Genomic DNA, 17,456 nt, shown 5'->3' on the forward strand with positions numbered 1-17,456 from the left:
TTTTTGACTTTCCATTCACCTTCGCCATAAACCTTAAGGCCAGTTGCATCAATGGTTAGGTGTTGTATTGCTCCTCTCGTTTTAGTCTTAAATGAGACCTCAACTTGTTTGGCTCTACGACTGATGCAGGTGTAATGCGGACAACTTAACGGTACATGGGCTAACCTAAATATCGAGTCGATAAATCCTTGCAGCGCTCTCAGTGGCATAGAAAAAACTCGCTTCACCATGAGCGCTGTCGTGATAGCTAAATCACTGAACCGACGTGGCCTCCCGAGCTTATTCTGTTTGCTTTGCGCCCAACCGCTTATTGCCTCTTCATCAATCCAAAAAGTCAGAGAACCACGGTTAATGAGTGATTGGTTGTATTGCTTCCAGTTGGTTGTCTTGTTACGAGGTTTAGGCATAGGGCTATGAGAGAGAGTGGACGTAGCTGATCAGATCGTAGGTTCTTGATTTAGTTCCATTGAATTACGCAACAAAGCCGATCAGACCTTATGCAGCATTTTTTATGGTTTCCGTTTGCGATAAGTTCAAATTTCTACAATTTTTAAGTTACCCGCATTCTCATTTGGTTAATCTTATGTTCCATTTTTAACAGGTGTGTAACCTCAATAATGGCGCTAATGTTAGTAGCACGTTAACCACACATCGGATGGAAGAATCATGAGAGTACTTATTGAATATACACAGACAGGCAAATATCGTGACCATGCGTGGGAAGCACTAACGATTCGTTCAAAAGGCGAAATTCAAGCTGTGACTCCCTCTTATGCGGCTCAGCTTATCGAACAGAACCGCGCCAGCTTATCGACCACTGAAAATCAAGATATCGTCATCCAACCTTAATGGCTTCAAGGGCTACCCCTCCTAGTTCCTTAAATCGAATAGTTCGATGACATAAAAAAAACGCTGCACGGATGCAGCGTTTTCTTGTTTCTGGCATATCTTATTTCTAACCTAGATAGTTTCTAAAGTAGAAAGCTTCTAACGTATTTTTGCTTCTAATACAAATATCTTGATTACTTTGGCAGGTTTTCCAACGCTTCAACCATTGTCATTAACTTATCGACAATTCTTTCGCCGTCTACTCGCAAACCATTGTGTTCATATTCATTGGTAATCCACGCTTTCGAGTTAGGAATATTCGCCAGTGTTTCACGGCTGTAATCCAGCTCAACGTACATGTCATCCGCGTATACTGCACACGCCATTGGAACCGTATTCTTGCTCAACTGCTCTGCGTTGTACAAAGTGCCCCAGTCCGATTTTTCAGCCAACATGTTCGCTGCTTCACGCAGTGGCTTCAGCGTTTCTAGTTGATCGAACATCCATGGGTAAACCATTTCACCAGTAAACCAGAACTCACTGCCCGATTGGTAGTTGAAGTGCGGGTACTGCTCACGCACTCGGTGTGCCGACCAGTTAGACGCTGTGCCTTGGCAGTAAATCGATTCATGCAGAATCGCGTAGATAGGATTCGTTAGGTAGCCCTGCTCTTGTTGCATTTGATTTAGGAAGCTGTAGCTCAACTGCTTGTTACCGTTTACTTCAACAAACGCAGTCTCTAATGTGAAGTACATAGGAAGGTTTGCTTCACCGCCACCAAGGTTAATACCAATCAACTGGAACTGTTCAACTGTAAATACTTGACCATTTGGCAGTCTCACATCGTTGTTAAGCAGGTAATCAGAGATCTCACGACACATAGCTTGCGCTTGTGGGAACTGAGCAAAGAAGGCTCTGTTTTTGTCTTCTACACGCTTATAGGTCGCACGATAAACATCATCAGCTTCGCGCTCGATAGACGGTATACCGCCCGTGACATAACAACGTTGTAAGCTTTGTGGGAACAGTGACAAGTAGCTCAATGTGCAGAAACCACCAAAACTCTGACCAATCGTCGACCATTGTTTAACACCGAACTGCTCACGAATCGCTTCCGCGTCACGAACGATGTTATCGGCTCTGAAATGTGTTAGATATTCAGCTTGCTGCTCTGGAGACAGATGCGCCAAGGTTTCATGGCTGATCACCGTACTGTTGCCTGTACCACGTTGGTCAAGAAGCAGAACACGGTAGTTTTGCAATGCACGCTTTAGCCAACCGGATTGACCGCTGACACGTGGAGAAGGAAAACCTGGGCCACCTTGAAAGTAGATCAACCACGGCAGCTCTTGCGCATCTTTAGCGAGATCAACCAGCTCACGTGCGAAGACTTGGATCTGTTGTCCATCTTTTGCTTGGTAATCGAGTGGCAACTCAAAAGAGTGCTGACGATATAGGGTGGTTCCATCAATAAAGTTAGCTTGCACGCTTCATTCCTTTTTTATCTGATTCTAATGTCATCGGTACGAATAAAAATGGCGCCCGTTGGCACCTTAGTTAGCAAGATACGCATAGTGGCTTGTAAAAGAAACCGTTTGTTTAACATGATTGTGAAGGTACTTCATCTAATTGCTTAATTTACCTTCAACGCGTAACAACTTGTGTCAAAACAGAGAGTTTAAGGTGTGACCAATTGAGAGGAAGAATAAAAGTGCGGCACAAATAAAAAGAGCTTAACGAGGTGAGGATACGTTAAGCTCTTTGGTTTTATCTGTTGTAGGTGATGCTTATAGGTTCAATAAGCTCAGGCTTTATAGGCTAATTTTTATAAGCTAAGAAGCTTCTAGCTCACCTGCACCTTGAATTGAACGTTGGCTGTTTTCAACAAGGATAGCCGTGGCCGTTTCTTTCAACGCACCCCACTCTCCATCGTCAACTTCAATGCCCTCGTTCCACGCCTTCTCTTGAGTTTTAAAAAGCGCTTCCGATTCAATGTGTGTTTGGTAGCCATCTGACAAACGTTCGATATCGAAATCCTGGACGGAAAGCTCGATGGTCATATTGTGGATATGATCGTCCGATGCCAGAGGCAAATCTGATAAAAACAGTTCTGGTGCAACGCAACCACGGTTAAGCACATACAAAGTACTCTTAGGGTTGGAGCCATTGTCCCAACGTGCAGTACACGCGATGCCTTTCGCGGCAAGTTTCACAAGCTCGCTGTACGCTAGCCAGCGGTTATGACAGTTGTTGAGCTCAATTTTCAGCGTCTTCTTGCCGACCATTTTTTCAATCGCGTAATCCATCACCACAGGAAGGTGACACGCCAAACTTGCCTTGTGCAGGTCAACTTCAACCGTGTTGTCACTAAGCACTTGAATGTCCACTGGGCAATCGTCTTCTAGCCCAATGAAGTTGCTCGCATTGTTAAAATGACGAACACCATCTAAACCCACCATTTGTAAATCTGCCACCATGTTCGCTATCACATCGGCTTCACCACATGTACGACGCATACCCAGAAAGGCTTTATTGACGGCCGCTACCAGTTCATTGTGAGAAACGATCATAACGATTTACCTCCATGTTGAGCGTTGATATGTGTAGTAGCTTTTTGTGAGTTAGCGAGCTCCGCTTCACTTGGTAAAACTGGGAACACCCATTCGTCCTGATGAATTTCATCAAGCAGTGGTGCACCTTGGAAAAACGTCACTCGAACCCAACGGTCTGAGCGAGGATCAAACTTAGTCGCACCAAACATCGCAAGCTTACAACGCAGTAAGTGCATTGGTGGCGAATCTTGATGCAGCACATTCATTTGAATGTCGCCCATCGCTTTGTTGCCCAGCGTCCACACACGGCGCGCGATTGCACGATGCTGCGGCTGTTTAACAAGGAATTCAGCCAATGAAAGCTCTGGCGCGAATTGCAATAAAGCGTGGTACAAACGGTAAGCTTGACGGCCGATATCCAACGGCAATTCACGCTCTTCACCTAGCTCTTCGCCTCGAACTCCGAGTCTTGGCTCTTCTTTGTCTTGAGAGCGATACCAGAACCAGTAGTTGTTCTCTGCTTTAGTAAAGTCGGTCGTGATCGCCCAACGGTACTTTTCTTCTAATACAACCAGAAGGTCTTGAATCTTTTTGCCACTAGGAAGCGACAGTGTTTCGCTGCAATTCATTTGCTCTTGATGGGCGTCCACTAATTCTGGGTACAATTCCATCAAACATGAGATAAGGATTTCTTGGGCTTCCATACTCATTTGCTTAGATTGCTCGACTAACTGCGCCCATGTATCACACTGGCTGACAGACGTTTCTAGCGATTGCTCTGTTGCTTTCAAATCATCAACAGCGGCTTTGTTCAGATCTTGTTGTGTTTCATTGATGGTAACGACTTGTTCTAAATGACAAATCGCTTTTTTAACTAATGTACGCAGTGGCTCGATCAACGCCGTATCAGTCTGACTCGCTAACACGTCCGCCAATGCATGTTCACGGGTTGTCATCCACTGATCGACAATACTTGGGTGGTTAATCAGGTATGGCGCCATGCCTAAACCTGTCGCATTACCAACGCCTAGGTAGCGTTGCAATCCACGGTGTAAAGAAATCGCTTGTTCGCCGCCTTGTTGCTCTGCTAGGTAATGAACCCAATCCAAGCTGAACTCACGCAGCATATAAACCGCACACATTTGTGCACTGAACGACTGATTAAAATCCTCATTTTTTTCTAAAATTTTGAAGTCAGCAATGCCAAATTTGCCATTACCGTAAACTGCAGTGGTTCGTAGGATGTAGCCCACTTCAGCCAATTCTTTAGGTGTTGGTTGAACACCTTTAGCCAAGTGACTAACGATATGTTCAAACACACGTACACTTTTATTGGCACGCGCTAAAACAAGCACATTGTTAGGATTACGGCCTGCTTCTTGAAGCGGTACATTCGCACGAAGTCTTTCAAGTAGGGTGACATCAACATCACCAAGAACAAGCGCAAACGTTACGTCCCACTTTTCAGCAATTACACGGTCATTTCGTTCGTCGTCTGCAATTTCATCGCAAAAAACAACCAAATGATAAACATGGTTTGGCGTCGCTAACTTATAGATAACATGACCAAAACCCAGAGCGTCTAATTGCCACTCATGCTTAGTCACTTTCCATTCTTGCTGCGCCATTTTACGAATCAGAGTTCTTACGAAGCTGATGCGTGTTTGGTGCATAGCACCTAGCCTTTCCGGTGCCATGACGACTGTTGCGTCACGTAATGCTGATTCAGTGTAGGTAGAACGATGTGCATCCATTTTGCTCACCACCTTATAGTTATAGGATTTTGCTAGCCATTCAGAACCGATCGTTGCCGTCATTTGAAGCATTCGTTGTTACAGTATGCTGGTTAGCTTTCACGTTATGCGGGGCAAGCGAGCTCGCCCCTTATTATTTGTCCTGACTAGATCGATTGACCTAAATACTTTGCCGTCCGGTGTATTTTCACCAGTTCGGGTTTTCTGTTCCTTTCGGAATTTTGCATCAGCCTTCTTTCAAAGGCTGATTTGTTCTTGTTTAATCAATTTCTTGTTTTACAGAGGTCTTGCCTTACAGAGCCCTTTCTTTAAAAACTCTGCTCTTTAAAAAGCCTGTTCTTTAGAAACCTTGCTCTTTCGCCATCTTGATTGCGATTTGAGGCGCATTCCAGAGCGATGGCAGTAAGATTAAGGACACCGGTACCGCTGTGATAACAATGAACGATTGCAGCGCTGAAATACCGCCAGAACCTAGGGAAATCAGAATCAACGCTGTTACCCCCATCATCACACCCCAGAAAGTACGAATAATTGCATTCGGTTCTGTCTCACCACTGATAACCACACTGATGGTGTAAGTCATCGAGTCACCGGTCGTTACGATGAAGATCGTGGTTAAGATCAAGAACAGAATAGAGATTAACATTGGCATCGGTAGCTGCTGAGTTACCGCCAGTAGCGCGCCTGGTAAGTTGAAGCCTTCGAACGCTTTACTTACGCTGCCTGGATCTGCAATTTCGAACGCAAGACCAGAGCCACCAACAATCGTGAACCAGAAGCAAGTTACAAACGGTGCGATAAGGCTAATGGTTGATACCAATTGGCGAATACTACGACCGCGTGAAATACGAGCGATGAAGATTGCCATCATTGGGCCGTAACCTAGGAACCAACCCCAGAAGAACACTGTCCACCAGCTTAACCAACCTTCGTCACCACGGTATGTTGCCATTGGGATGAAGTTATCTATCATGCTGCCTACACCTTGGATGTAGCCATTGAAGATGAAGTTCGTTGGACCGAAGATAAGGATGTAGACCATTAATGCCATTGCTAAAATTACGTTGTAACGGCTTAGCATTTGCATTCCGCGGTTAAGACCACTTAATGCTGACAACGTGTAAAGCACGATAGCGAACAAGATGATGATTAGCTGAGTTGTGAAGCCATCTGGAATACCAAACAGTTCATTCAGAGCGTAGCTGACTTGCAAGCCCAAGAAGCCGATCGGGCCGATAGTACCCGCCGCTACAGCGACAATACAACATGCATCAATCAGTGCGCCGGTATGGCCTTTCAGTGCTCTTTCGCCCAAAACTGGGTAAAGCAAAATACGAGGTTTAAGAGGCAAACCTTTGTCGTAGTGAAGGTGCATAACCACGATAGACGTTAAGCTGCCCACAATTGCCCATGCTAGGAAACCCCAGTGCATGAATGATTGTGATAAAGCATTCACCGCACCTTGCTGTGCGTTTTCTTGTGCGCCATACAACGGTGGTGGGTTAACGTAGTGTGCGATAGGCTCTGCTGCTGCCCAAAATACACCGCCGCCCGCAAGTAGCGTACAGAAGATGATCGCCATCCAACGGAAGCCATCCATTTCAGGTTTCGCGATGCCGCCTAGGATAACCTTACCTGTTCGCCCTGCCGCCAGGCCAAGACCAATAAGAAAAGTCAGAAGAAGAAGCATTTGCCAATAAGGGCCGAACACTTTTACAGACCATGCAAAGCCCGTGTTTACTAGGGTAGAAAGTAGCTCCCCATCAAACAAAGCAAGCGTTACGAACAGAGCGATAAAACCGCCGCTGTACCAAAGTGCTGGGTTGGTTAGTCCTAACTTGTCTGAAGTAGATTCAGACTGAGGTTTTTTGCTTGCTGTGTTTGCTTGACCCGCATTTACGTTTGAAGATTTCACGCTATTGGTTAAATCAGACATACTCTGACTCCAGAGGTTTCTTTGCAGCTGTCATTTTGATGATGACTACAAGAGGTGTATTTAACACCTGCCCTATTGTTTTTTGTGTTGGGCAGGCTAATCCATGTTTGGGTTACCGCGTTGCGAAATAGACCGTTGTTCCTTTTGAATAGTGAAATTAGTTAAAACAGCACTTCTAAATGAACGTTAATTAGAAGGCTGCTAATTCGATGATTACTAGTGAGAAAGCGCTTAACCCTTGCTTTGAGGCTCTAGGCCATCTTTCAAGAAGTTAAACCAGTTTTCTCCCAAGACTTGCCCAGCTTCAGACTCACTGAAACCATGACGCATCAATCCGTTATAAATATTTTCCATACCCGAACTACCACAAAACCAAGGCAGTGCGTCTGGCCAACCTGAGTTGTTTGCAGAGCCTTCACCGTAGTCCATTGCCTTCGACCAACGACCATTTCGCATCCACTCTAGAACGGCTTGAGGTTGGTTTAAGCATAGGTCACTACCAATACCGAGGTGCTCTACGCCGACCATGTCAGCCGTAGTCGCAACCATCTGGCAGAAGTCTTCCAAGGTACATTGGCTGCCGTTTGGTAAGTGGAATGGGTATAAGCTGAATCCGATTAAGCCGCCGCGTGCGGTTAGAGCTTTAATCACATCATTTGATTTGTTTCGTAGCGCATCATGAGCAAACGTTGGGTTCGCATGGCTGATACAAATAGGACGAGAAGACAAGTCGATTGCTTCAAGAGTTGAGCGCTCGGCACTGTGAGACATGTCGATGATCATGCCCACTCGGTTCATCTCTTCGATGGCTTGTTTACCAAAGCGAGTAATACCAGTGTCATTCTTCTCGTAGCAACCTGTCGCCAGTAAGCTCTGGTTGTTGTACGTCAGTTGCATGATCAAAAGACCTTGCTTACGCATCACTTCGATAAGACCAATCTCATCGTCGATTGGAGAACAGTTTTGAGCACCAAGGAAAATGCCGACTTTGCCAGTCGCTTTTGCAGTCTCAACATCAGCCATTGAGTGAATCGGCATGATAAGGTCTGCGTTCTGCTCGAATCTTAAGTTCCACTCAGCAAAGCGAGATAAGGTTTCACGAGCTGTCTCGTGGTAAACCGCGGTAGCGTGAACTGCTGTAATGCCGCTCGCCTTTAGTGTTTGGAAATATTCTCTGTTCCAATTGCAGTATTGCAATCCATCTATAACAATCCGTTGCTGGTACATAACCACTCCTATTGAAAGCTCAGTGTTCTAGCTCGGTTTTGAAAACACGCTCAAGTAACATGTTTTCAAAAAAGGGTTAAATCACTTATCTACTGTTATTTCTGATTAGGTTTGAATGTTGACCTGACTCTTAGAATCAGGCCAATTCGATAACTGGATAGCGAGGGGCGCAATGTCTTCAGCTATCCAATTCTTATATAGAGCCGATTAGTAAGGACGCTGGTAAGCCGTCTTAACTACTGTGTAGAACTCTTTCGCGTATTGACCTTGCTCACGAGGACCGAAGCTAGACTCTTTGCGGCCGCCAAACGGTACGTGGTAATCGGTACCTGCAGTTGGTAGGTTGACCATCACACAGCCTGTTTGCGCTTGTTGCTTGAACAGTGCGCTAGTACGTAGGCTCTGAGTGATGATGCCGCCCGTTAGACCAAAGCGAGTATCGTTGGTTGTCGCAATCGCTTCTTCTAGGTCAGCCACTCGAATCACGCTTGCCATTGGTGCGAACACTTCTTCTTGGTTCACTTCCCAATCGTTCTTAGTGTTCAAGAACAACGTTGGAGACATGTAGAAACCTTCGTGTTGCATGCTCAAGCGTTCACCACCAAATGCTAGCTCACCGCCGCTTTGACGTGCTTTCTCAACCCAACCTAGGTTTGCTTCAAGTTGGTTGCCGTCAACAACAGGGCCCATGAACACGCCTTCTTCTAGTGCGTGACCCACTTTCAGCTCGCTCATACGTTTGATTAGTGCTTCAACGTATTGGTCGTGAATGCTATCCATAACCACAAGGCGAGAAGACGCGGTACATTTTTGACCTGCACCCGAGAACGAACCTGCAATCGTTGCATCAACCGCAGTTTGGATATCAGCATCGTCAGCAATAACAAGTGCGTTTTTACTGCCCATTTCTAGTTGGCAACGAACGAAGTTTGGTGCGGTAGCAGCCGCAACCTTACGACCCGTGTCAACAGAACCGGTAAAGCTCACACCGTTCACTTCTTTAGAGTTGATCAGTGCATCACCTACCGTTGAACCGCTACCTAGCACAAGGTTAAACGTACCTGCAGGGATACCTTGGCGGTGGATGATCTCTGTAAGCGCAACCGCACTCGCTGGTGTTAGGTTTGCTGGTTTCCAGATAACGCTGTTGCCGAAAGCCAGTGCTGGAGCAATTTTCCAAGCAGCCGTTGCAGTCGGGAAGTTCCAAGGAGAGATGATGCCGATAACGCCTACCGCTTCACGAGTCACTTCAACAGAGACACCTGGGCGTACTGAATCCGCGTTATCGCCAATCTGACGAAGCACTTCAGCCGCAAAGTATTGGAAGAACTGACCAGCGCGGTAAATCTCACCACGACCTTCAGCAAAAGGCTTACCTTCTTCACGAGAAAGAAGCGTGCCTAGCTCATCACAACGTGCAATCAGCTCATCACCAATCGCTTGAAGAACCGCTTGCTTGCGTTCAATCGGCGTTTTTTCCCACTCAGGTTGAGCGTGCTTCGCCGCTGAAATCGCTTGTTGAACTTGTTCAGCACTTGCTTGTGCAAAGTTTCCGATGTTTTCAGAAATATCTGATGGGTTAATGTTCGCAACGGTGCTTACACCCGCTTGCCATTCGCCGCCAATGTAAAGTGCGTTTTCTGCTTGAACATTCTGTAATTGAGTCATCATTCTGTCCTTGTAACGGTTAGGTTGCGGTTGAGTCTGGCAACCATCTGGTTAATTAATAAACTGTTAATATTCAGGTAATTAATTGCTAAAATAAGTCGTACATTTTGTATCTAAAGTGAACCCGATCGCTTGTATCAATAAACCGCTTTAATTCAAAAGAGTTTTGATCCGCAAAGAGCCTTAGTTCACAGTCGAATTATTCAGGTTGAGACGCCGATGCATAAACCACGAACTCGACCAGCATCTCTTCTCTTGCTAACCCTGCAACGACGACCGCTGCACGGTTTGGATAAGGCGCATTGAAGTATTCTCCGTATACGCTGTTGACCGTTTTTAGGTATTCACGGTCTGTCACGTAAATCAGAACTTGCAGCACGGAATCCATAGATTCGCCTGCACACTCCAACGTATGAACAAGGTTGTTAAAAGTCTGACGCGTTTGCGCTTCGATACCGCCTTCTACTACTGCGCCCGTTTCATCAATTGGAATCTGCGCGGTGTATAGAGTGCCGTTATTTACGATTGCCCACTCTAGTGGTGCTTTTGAAGCAAAAAGAGCGGTTTTTACTGGGTGTTTTTTAGTTTGTGCGTTCACGATTCCATCCAACTTTGTAACAACTATGTTTCAAGATGGTTAAATACTGCACCTTGACGACTGATAAATCTAACGGTAAATTTTGTGCATTTGATAAATAAAATCTATCACCTTTCAAAAAGTAAGGTATAGCAAGGGCTAGAGAAGGATCATTGCCATGAGTATTAAGCTACAACAGTTAAAACATTTTGTTTTAGTGGTCGAAGAAGGCGGATTTCGAGCAGCATCTCACCGAGCAAATCGCTCCCAAGCGGCACTTTCTACATCGATAAAAGAGTTGGAAAAAATACTAGGCCAGCCACTGTTTGAAACGGGCAACAAATCAACGCTGACACCTTTCGGAGAAATATGTCTTCCAAAAATCATTCAGTTTCTTAATGTTTACAAAGCGTTAGACAATGACCTACGTGCAGCAGCGGCAGGACAACAAGGAAGAGTTCGAATAGCGAGCGTGCCATCGGTAGCCGCAAAATTAATCCCTAGTGTTTTAGGGGCTTTTTGTGAGCAGTACCCGAATGTAGAAGTGAGTTTGATTGATGATAATGCGGCTGGTGTGGAAGCAAGATTGCTCTCTGGAGAAGTGGATGTTGCCCTCGGAAATAGCTCCCATTTAGAAGAAGAGAGCATCGATTTCACACCACTACTGTCCGATCCTATTGGTGTGGTCTGCCTCAGAGACAACCCTATCGCCTCTCAGTTAGAGGGAATCGAATGGCAAACTTTGTTAAAACAACCCTTCATTCGCAACGGGACGTGTACCCTACTTGACCCAACCCCCGCACGAATGCTCAGCGAACAAGCGCTCTATTCCGTGGAGAACATCACTTCGTTGTTTTCTGTATTAGAACTTGGGATAGGCGTAACCACGTTACCTAAACTGGCCTTCCCTACCAATGAGACTCGCTTGGTGTGGATTCCGTTGATTGACCCGCCGTTACAGCGTCAAATCGGTATTTTTAGATTGTCTGATCGGACGATTTCGCCACAAGCTCAAGCCTTCCACGACTTGTGTATTCAGTACCTAAGTTATGAAGAAGAGTTATAGAGGGAATGTAACTGTGTTCTCTCTCTTATAAAGCCGAGATAGAGTCGCTAACAGAACCGTTAACAGAAGAGCACATCAAGAAATTCCACCTCTAATCCCAATAATTTGACCTTATATTCAGAGCTTTTTGCCCTAGCCTTCAGATTTTTCCAAGCCCTTCAGCTCTTTACATCCATGTTTAGGGCTGAATTACTCCCATAATATTCATCTTAAGCGCCGATTTATTCGCTCCGTAATGCCTGAAAGACGTCAAAAATGACATCGTGACAAACTATTTTTAAAAATAATCACTTCCAGATAGAGAACGCCGTATAGATAAATCACTCAACAAACGAGTGCCTGTATCGCTGGCTAAAAGTGCCTTTCTCCCCTTGTCGGATAGCGTTAAACAATTAACTTAGAAATGAAGCTAAGTGTTTGAATAGTATTAATTGATAAGATCATAACTTGTCAAATTAACGCCTTTAGTTTTTATAAAAAACATCTATTTTTACTGAAAATAAAGCATCTAAAATTTTCATGAATAAAGTTATTGAATTATTACTTTCATAAATGAAAAACACATCTTTCAAAAATGGAATTATTGATGTCGATATTTGTCGTTTTGATCACATAATTTTAGGCGTAATTTATATTTTGTCGAAGCGATAACGAATTAGTTTATGTCCGTTTCATTTCGTCAGGGAGATATAAAACCAGCAAGGGTTTTTCTTAAAAGCAAATCAAGTGTTATTAACAAGTGAAATGTAGTAACAAGTTAAATTTAAACTGTGTTTTATATTAACTTACACTGTTTAACATAAGGTTTTATTATGAGGCTTAATGGGATAAGTAGCGACATCCTTGTTGCCGCTAAAAGAGTTGTTCTCTGCCAAATAGTATTAGCCATCGGTGTAGTTTTATATGAAGTGTTTTTTGGTAATAAAGTAGATATGGAATCTTCAGCTTTGGGCATCGGAATTGCGATGTTACCTCCGCTGTTTGGATTTATATATGCAAGCCTAAAGGTGCGTAAGAATCCTAATTATAGTTTACGTGACTTAATGCAAATGAGTCGTGTCGTGAAAATAACTTATACGTTCTTAATGTTTATATTGGCATTCCAGTTTTTCAAATTGGATAACCCAGTAATATTATACGCGTACATTTTCACAATGATTGGGTACTTCTTAACACCATTTATTACTGCCTCTAATAGATCGGAGTACGCGTAGTATGGATCAAGTAACTACCGCTCACGAATACATAGAGCATCACTTAACCTTCTTAACTACAGGTGATGGTTTCTGGGCGTTCAACATTGACTCGATGTTGGTATCTTGGATTACAGGTTTACTGTTCATTGGGGCGTTTCGATATGTCGTGACCAAAGGCACCAGCGGTGTTCCAGGTCGTTTTCAATGTTTTATCGAACTCATCTTTGATTTTGTTAACAACCTAGTCAAAGAGATTTTTCAAGCGGAAGATAAATTAATAGGGCCACTGGCATTAACCACTTTTGTTTGGGTGTTGTTAATGAACGCAGTGGATTTATTACCTATTGATTTAATACCAGGGTTAACTCGAGTAATCGGCCTTGAACACTTTAGAGACCTACCGACAGCGGACGTAAATATCCCAATGTCGATGGCACTCGGTGTGTTTATTTTACTGTTAACCTATACGTTAAAAAATAAAGGTTTGAAAGGCTTTATCAAAGAGCTTACTACTCAGCCATTTGATAACCCTCTTTTATATCCTGTTAACTTTGTTCTTGAATTAATTACATTAATTTCAAAACCAATATCACTAGGCTTACGATTATTCGGAAACATGTATGCAGGCGAGATGATATTCATCCTTATTGCATTAATGCCATGGTGGATGCAATGGGCACTGAGTGTTCCATGGGCTTTATTCCACATATTAATCGTATTCTTACAAGCATTTATATTTATGGTACTGACCGTTGTTTATTTAGCAATGGCAACAGAAGAACACCATTAATTAATAACTAAAAAATTAACTAACAAATTATTTATCGGAGATACAAATGGATATCGTAAGCGCAGTTTTATATGTAGCAGGTGCATTACTGATCGGTTTAGGTGCAGCGGGTGCGGCATCTGGTATTGGTAACTTAGCAGGTAAATACCTTGAAGGTGTTGCTCGTCAACCGGATCTTACTCCAATGCTTCGTACTCAATTCTTCATCATGATGGGCCTTGTGGATGCTGTACCGATGATCGGTGTTGGTATCGGTCTATACATCATCTTTGCCGTGGCTTAATTAAATAGCTTTGAAAAGATCGATTTGTAAATAATCAAGATTTAGCGAGGAAGGTATGAACTTAAATGCAAGCATGTTTGGACAAGCAATATCATTCGTGATTTTTGTTTGGCTGTGCATGAAATATGTATGGCCCCCTCTCACCGCAATGTTAGACGAGCGCCAAAAAGAAATCGCTGATGGTTTACGCCACTCAGAGAATGCTGCGAAAGAGCTAGAACTAGCGAAATCGAATGGCGCACAACTCGTCGAAGATGCAAAAAGAAACGTGACTGAACTGATTGAACAAGGCAAAAAACGCCGTAACGAAATCATCAGCTTAGCTCACGAAGAAGCCGAGCAAGAAAAGGCACGCATCTTAGAACAAGGTAGAGCTGAACTCGAAGGCGAACGTCAAAAGTTACGCCGTGAGCTTCAGGCGGACATGGCAGACGCTGTTATTCAAAGTGCACAAAAACTGATTAGCAAAAACCTAGATTCTGAAACGAACCGAGCGTTAGTTGATCAATTGATTAGCGAACTCTAAACGGAGGCAATATGTCAGATTACACCAATATTGCTCATCCCTACGCCAAGGCATCGTTCGACTTTGCTTTAGGTGAAAACAAGTTGCAAGAGTGGCACTCAATGCTGTCGATTCTTGTGACGGTAGCGGAAGAAGAAACGATCGCTAAGCAGATCTCTTCAGCAGAAGGCTCTCGCACTGACTCTGAAGAACTGGCCAATCTCTTCATTCATATTTGCCAAGGGCTCGTTGATGACCATGTCATTAATCTCGTTCGAGTCTTGGCTGAGAATGGCCGTCTTGCAGTGATAAGAGACCTGTTTAACTTGTTCAGCGATCTAAAGGACGAACATGAACGTGTAATTCCTGTCACTGTCACCAGTTCAGAGTTGCTTACACAAGATCAGGTTATCTCCCTAACGGCTGCACTTGAGAAGAAATTAGAGCGTCAAGTTGAAATGGAACAGGTTATTGATGACACGCTGGTTGGCGGGATTGTTATCAAAGCGGGTGAAACCGTTATCGATGGTTCTTTAAATACATCAATTAACCGATTAGCTAATCAGCTTCACGCGAGATAGGTAACAATTATGCAATTAAATTCTAATGAAATCAGCGATCTAATCAAAAATCGCATCGCGAAGTTTAATGTGAGCACCGAAGCTCGCAATGAAGGCACTATCGTATCGGTTCGTGACGGTATCATCACCATTAATGGCCTCGCGGATGTGATGCAAGGCGAGATGATTGAGCTACCGGGTGCCAAGTACGCACTCGCACTAAACCTAGATACCCACTCAGTCGGCGCCGTTGTTATGGGCCCCTACACTGACCTATCTGAAGGTATGAAAGTAAAAGGTACGGGGCGTATTTTGGAAGTACCTGTAGGTAATGGCTTACTTGGTCGTGTTGTGAACACACTAGGCGAACCCATCGATGGTAAAGGCCCAGTAAGCTGCGACCGTCTTGACCCAGTAGAAGTGATTGCACCGGGTGTAATCGAGCGTAAGTCAGTCGATCAACCAATTCAAACCGGCTACAAAGCAGTAGACACCATGGTGCCTATCGGTCGTGGTCAACGTGAACTTATCATCGGTGACCGTCAGACAGGTAAAACAGCGCTCGCTATCGATGCGATCATCAACCAAAAAGATTCTGGCATCAAATGTGTTTATGTTGCGATTGGTCAAAAAGCGTCAACGATCGCTAACGTGGTTCGTAAACTTGAAGACCACGATGCACTTAAAAATACCATCGTTGTTGTGGCATCAGCTTCAGAGTCTGCCGCGCTTCAATACCTAGCACCTTATGCGGGTTGCACCATGGGTGAATACTTCCGTGACCGCGGTGAAGACGCACTGATCATCTACGATGACCTATCAAAACAAGCCGTTGCTTATCGTCAAATCTCATTGCTATTGAAACGCCCACCGGGTCGTGAAGCCTTCCCTGGCGACGTATTCTACCTTCACTCACGCCTTCTAGAACGTGCAGCACGAGTGAATGCAGAGTATGTAGAGAAGTTCACTAATGGTGAAGTGAAAGGCCAAACAGGCTCTTTAACCGCGCTGCCTATCATTGAAACCCAAGCGGGTGACGTGTCTGCATTTGTACCAACCAACGTAATCTCAATCACCGATGGTCAGGTTTTCCTTCAAACCCAACTATTCAACTCAGGCTTACGTCCTGCTGTTGACCCAGGTATCTCGGTATCTCGTGTGGGTGGTGCAGCACAGTGCAAAATCATCAAGAAATTGTCGGGCGGTATCCGTACGTCATTGGCTCAATACCGTGAGCTAGCTGCGTTCGCTCAGTTCTCTTCTGACCTAGATGAGATGACACGTAAACAGCTTGACCATGGTGAACGCGTTACCGAGTTGATGAAGCAAAAACAATACTCTCCTATGTCTGTCGCTGAACAAGCAACGGTTATCTACGCCGCAGAAAAAGGTTACTTGGCTGACGTTGAGTTGCACAAAGTGGCGCGTTTCGAAGAAGAGTTAATTGCTTATGCACAAGCTCAGAACCCAGAGTTGTTCGACACCATCAATGCTAACGGTGATTACAACGATGAGATCGACCGTGCACTTGCAAAACTGCTTGGTGACTTTGTAGCGTTGAAAGCTTGGTAAACGCTCCGGTTTGTTGGCTGGAAACAAAAACAAATTAGGAGCAGATAATGGCAAATACTAAAGAAATTCGCACCAAAATAGGCAGTGTTAGTAACACTCAGAAAATCACCAGTGCAATGGAGATGGTTGCGGCAAGTAAGATGCGTAAGGTACAGGATAATATGACGTTAACGCGTCCCTATGCCGAGAACATGCGCAAAGTTATCTCTCACGTCGCATCGGGGTCACTGGAATACCAGCACCCCTATCTTCAACAGCGTGAACCAAAACGCGTTGCTTACATCATCATTTCGTCTGACAGAGGCTTATGTGGTGGCTTGAACTCAAACCTGTTCAAGAAAGTGTTGGAAGAAATGGAGCAATGGCAGGCCAAGGGTGTTGAGGTAGAGACCACCCTAATCGGTTCTAAAGCTATCTCGTTTTTCCAACGCAGCGGCAATGTTATCGCGCAAACGTCAGGCCTTGGTGACGCGCCTAAATTGGAAGACATCTTAGGCACAGTGAATGCGATGCTGGAACATTACGACGAAGAAAAGATCGACAGTTTGTTTCTCGTTTACAACCAGTTCGTGAACACCATGGTTCAAGCACCAACGGCTTTACAGTTGCTACCCCACCCTTCTGAGACAGAGGCTGATGGTGAAGCAAGAAAAGCACGTCGTTGGGACTACATCTATGAACAAGCGCCAAGAGACATCCTCTCTCAGCTGTTGCATCGATACATTGAATCGCAAGTGTACCAAGGCATCGTAGAGAGCATTGCCTGTGAGCAAGCAGCCCGAATGGTAGCCATGAAAGCGGCGACCGATAACGCAGGCCAACTCATTGATGATTTGCAGTTGGTTTACAACAAAGCGAGACAGGCTGCCATTACCCAAGAACTGAGTGAAATAGTCTCAGGCGCTCAAGCTGTCTAAGGGCAGCAAAGAGTGGGTCAGAACA

Annotated in this window: 17 protein-coding genes; 9 read left to right on the forward strand and 8 right to left on the reverse strand. The window is 44.6% G+C overall.

What is annotated here, in order from left to right:
- Positions 1 to 407 (reverse strand): IS5 family transposase (locus OQJ75_RS05720; RefSeq protein ID WP_266067132.1); only part of this gene is annotated, 407 nt, incomplete at its 3' end.
- Positions 408 to 666: 259 nt separating this feature from the next.
- On the opposite strand from OQJ75_RS05720, the gene OQJ75_RS05725 reads away from it, so the two are divergent.
- Positions 667 to 849, forward strand: coding sequence for a hypothetical protein (locus OQJ75_RS05725; protein WP_004730424.1), 183 nt, complete (start codon positions 667 to 669; stop codon positions 847 to 849).
- Positions 850 to 1,022: 173 nt separating this feature from the next.
- On the opposite strand, the gene OQJ75_RS05730 is transcribed toward OQJ75_RS05725, so the two are convergent.
- The 7 genes from OQJ75_RS05730 to OQJ75_RS05760 all read right to left on the reverse strand — a co-directional run bounded on the left by OQJ75_RS05730 (position 1,023) and on the right by OQJ75_RS05760 (position 10,563).
- Entirely contained in the window at positions 1,023 to 2,315 is a 1,293-nt protein-coding gene (locus tag OQJ75_RS05730) for an alpha/beta fold hydrolase (RefSeq protein WP_265971997.1), read from the reverse strand.
- A 345-nt stretch (positions 2,316 to 2,660) separates the two neighbouring features.
- Positions 2,661 to 3,398: a DUF3726 domain-containing protein gene (locus tag OQJ75_RS05735; RefSeq protein ID WP_048660319.1), complete on the reverse strand. Its 738-nt coding sequence runs from the start codon at positions 3,396 to 3,398 to the stop codon at positions 2,661 to 2,663.
- Complete coding sequence (locus OQJ75_RS05740; RefSeq protein WP_265971995.1) at positions 3,395 to 5,197, reverse strand: hypothetical protein; 1,803 nt, start codon at positions 5,195 to 5,197, stop codon at positions 3,395 to 3,397. The genes OQJ75_RS05735 and OQJ75_RS05740 overlap by 4 nt, the downstream gene beginning before the upstream one ends.
- Positions 5,198 to 5,474: 277 nt before the next feature.
- Positions 5,475 to 7,070: a BCCT family transporter gene (locus OQJ75_RS05745; RefSeq protein ID WP_017111918.1), complete on the reverse strand. Its 1,596-nt coding sequence runs from the start codon at positions 7,068 to 7,070 to the stop codon at positions 5,475 to 5,477.
- Between the two features lie 231 nt (positions 7,071 to 7,301).
- Positions 7,302 to 8,297: a membrane dipeptidase gene (locus OQJ75_RS05750; protein ID WP_048613377.1), complete on the reverse strand. Its 996-nt coding sequence runs from the start codon at positions 8,295 to 8,297 to the stop codon at positions 7,302 to 7,304.
- Between the two features lie 207 nt (positions 8,298 to 8,504).
- Positions 8,505 to 9,965 carry an aldehyde dehydrogenase family protein gene (locus tag OQJ75_RS05755; protein WP_265971994.1) on the reverse strand — a complete coding sequence of 487 codons (1,461 nt, stop codon included), beginning with the start codon at positions 9,963 to 9,965 and terminating at the stop codon, positions 8,505 to 8,507.
- A 199-nt stretch (positions 9,966 to 10,164) separates the two neighbouring features.
- The gene (locus OQJ75_RS05760) at positions 10,165 to 10,563 is read right to left on the reverse strand and encodes a RidA family protein (protein ID WP_004741170.1); all 399 of its coding nucleotides are present in this window, start codon (positions 10,561 to 10,563) and stop codon (positions 10,165 to 10,167) included.
- Between the two features lie 157 nt (positions 10,564 to 10,720).
- On the opposite strand from OQJ75_RS05760, the gene OQJ75_RS05765 reads away from it, so the two are divergent.
- The 8 genes from OQJ75_RS05765 to atpG all read left to right on the forward strand — a co-directional run bounded on the left by OQJ75_RS05765 (position 10,721) and on the right by atpG (position 17,431).
- On the forward strand, positions 10,721 to 11,608 hold the full coding sequence (locus OQJ75_RS05765; protein WP_261886307.1) for a LysR family transcriptional regulator: 888 nt from the start codon (positions 10,721 to 10,723) through the stop codon (positions 11,606 to 11,608).
- An 812-nt stretch (positions 11,609 to 12,420) separates the two neighbouring features.
- Positions 12,421 to 12,822, forward strand: coding sequence for a hypothetical protein (locus OQJ75_RS05770; RefSeq protein ID WP_017632743.1), 402 nt, complete (start codon positions 12,421 to 12,423; stop codon positions 12,820 to 12,822).
- A 1-nt stretch (position 12,823) separates the two neighbouring features.
- Positions 12,824 to 13,594, forward strand: coding sequence for a F0F1 ATP synthase subunit A (gene atpB, locus OQJ75_RS05775; protein WP_017632742.1), 771 nt, complete (start codon positions 12,824 to 12,826; stop codon positions 13,592 to 13,594).
- A gap of 46 nt (positions 13,595 to 13,640) precedes the next feature.
- The gene (gene atpE, locus OQJ75_RS05780) at positions 13,641 to 13,877 is read left to right on the forward strand and encodes a F0F1 ATP synthase subunit C (RefSeq protein ID WP_004730405.1); all 237 of its coding nucleotides are present in this window, start codon (positions 13,641 to 13,643) and stop codon (positions 13,875 to 13,877) included.
- A 55-nt stretch (positions 13,878 to 13,932) separates the two neighbouring features.
- Positions 13,933 to 14,403 carry a F0F1 ATP synthase subunit B gene (locus tag OQJ75_RS05785; protein ID WP_017632741.1) on the forward strand — a complete coding sequence of 157 codons (471 nt, stop codon included), beginning with the start codon at positions 13,933 to 13,935 and terminating at the stop codon, positions 14,401 to 14,403.
- An 11-nt stretch (positions 14,404 to 14,414) separates the two neighbouring features.
- Entirely contained in the window at positions 14,415 to 14,963 is a 549-nt protein-coding gene (locus tag OQJ75_RS05790; RefSeq protein ID WP_017632740.1) for a F0F1 ATP synthase subunit delta, read from the forward strand.
- A 9-nt stretch (positions 14,964 to 14,972) separates the two neighbouring features.
- Positions 14,973 to 16,514 carry a F0F1 ATP synthase subunit alpha gene (gene atpA, locus OQJ75_RS05795; RefSeq protein ID WP_017632739.1) on the forward strand — a complete coding sequence of 514 codons (1,542 nt, stop codon included), beginning with the start codon at positions 14,973 to 14,975 and terminating at the stop codon, positions 16,512 to 16,514.
- A gap of 47 nt (positions 16,515 to 16,561) precedes the next feature.
- Positions 16,562 to 17,431, forward strand: coding sequence for a F0F1 ATP synthase subunit gamma (gene atpG, locus OQJ75_RS05800; protein WP_265971968.1), 870 nt, complete (start codon positions 16,562 to 16,564; stop codon positions 17,429 to 17,431).
- Positions 17,432 to 17,456: the final 25 nt, after the last annotated feature.

The sequence above is a fragment of the Vibrio sp. 14G-20 genome (assembly GCF_026241515.1).
Lineage (GTDB): Bacteria > Pseudomonadota > Gammaproteobacteria > Enterobacterales > Vibrionaceae > Vibrio.

What these genes read in the sequence shown, in the direction of transcription:
- atpG (WP_265971968.1), top strand. Translation starts at nt 16,562, where the DNA reads ATGGCAAATACTAAAGAAATTCGCACCAAAATAGGCAGTGTTAGTAAC.
- OQJ75_RS05785 (WP_017632741.1), top strand. Translation starts at nt 13,933, where the DNA reads ATGAACTTAAATGCAAGCATGTTTGGACAAGCAATATCATTCGTGATT.
- OQJ75_RS05750 (WP_048613377.1), bottom strand. Translation starts at nt 8,297, where the DNA reads ATGTACCAGCAACGGATTGTTATAGATGGATTGCAATACTGCAATTGG.
- OQJ75_RS05765 (WP_261886307.1), top strand. Translation starts at nt 10,721, where the DNA reads ATGAGTATTAAGCTACAACAGTTAAAACATTTTGTTTTAGTGGTCGAA.
- OQJ75_RS05770 (WP_017632743.1), top strand. Translation starts at nt 12,421, where the DNA reads ATGAGGCTTAATGGGATAAGTAGCGACATCCTTGTTGCCGCTAAAAGA.
- OQJ75_RS05755 (WP_265971994.1), bottom strand. Translation starts at nt 9,965, where the DNA reads ATGACTCAATTACAGAATGTTCAAGCAGAAAACGCACTTTACATTGGC.
- OQJ75_RS05790 (WP_017632740.1), top strand. Translation starts at nt 14,415, where the DNA reads ATGTCAGATTACACCAATATTGCTCATCCCTACGCCAAGGCATCGTTC.
- atpB (WP_017632742.1), top strand. Translation starts at nt 12,824, where the DNA reads ATGGATCAAGTAACTACCGCTCACGAATACATAGAGCATCACTTAACC.
- atpE (WP_004730405.1), top strand. Translation starts at nt 13,641, where the DNA reads ATGGATATCGTAAGCGCAGTTTTATATGTAGCAGGTGCATTACTGATC.
- OQJ75_RS05740 (WP_265971995.1), bottom strand. Translation starts at nt 5,197, where the DNA reads ATGACGGCAACGATCGGTTCTGAATGGCTAGCAAAATCCTATAACTAT.
- OQJ75_RS05745 (WP_017111918.1), bottom strand. Translation starts at nt 7,070, where the DNA reads ATGTCTGATTTAACCAATAGCGTGAAATCTTCAAACGTAAATGCGGGT.
- OQJ75_RS05725 (WP_004730424.1), top strand. Translation starts at nt 667, where the DNA reads ATGAGAGTACTTATTGAATATACACAGACAGGCAAATATCGTGACCAT.
- OQJ75_RS05735 (WP_048660319.1), bottom strand. Translation starts at nt 3,398, where the DNA reads ATGATCGTTTCTCACAATGAACTGGTAGCGGCCGTCAATAAAGCCTTT.
- atpA (WP_017632739.1), top strand. Translation starts at nt 14,973, where the DNA reads ATGCAATTAAATTCTAATGAAATCAGCGATCTAATCAAAAATCGCATC.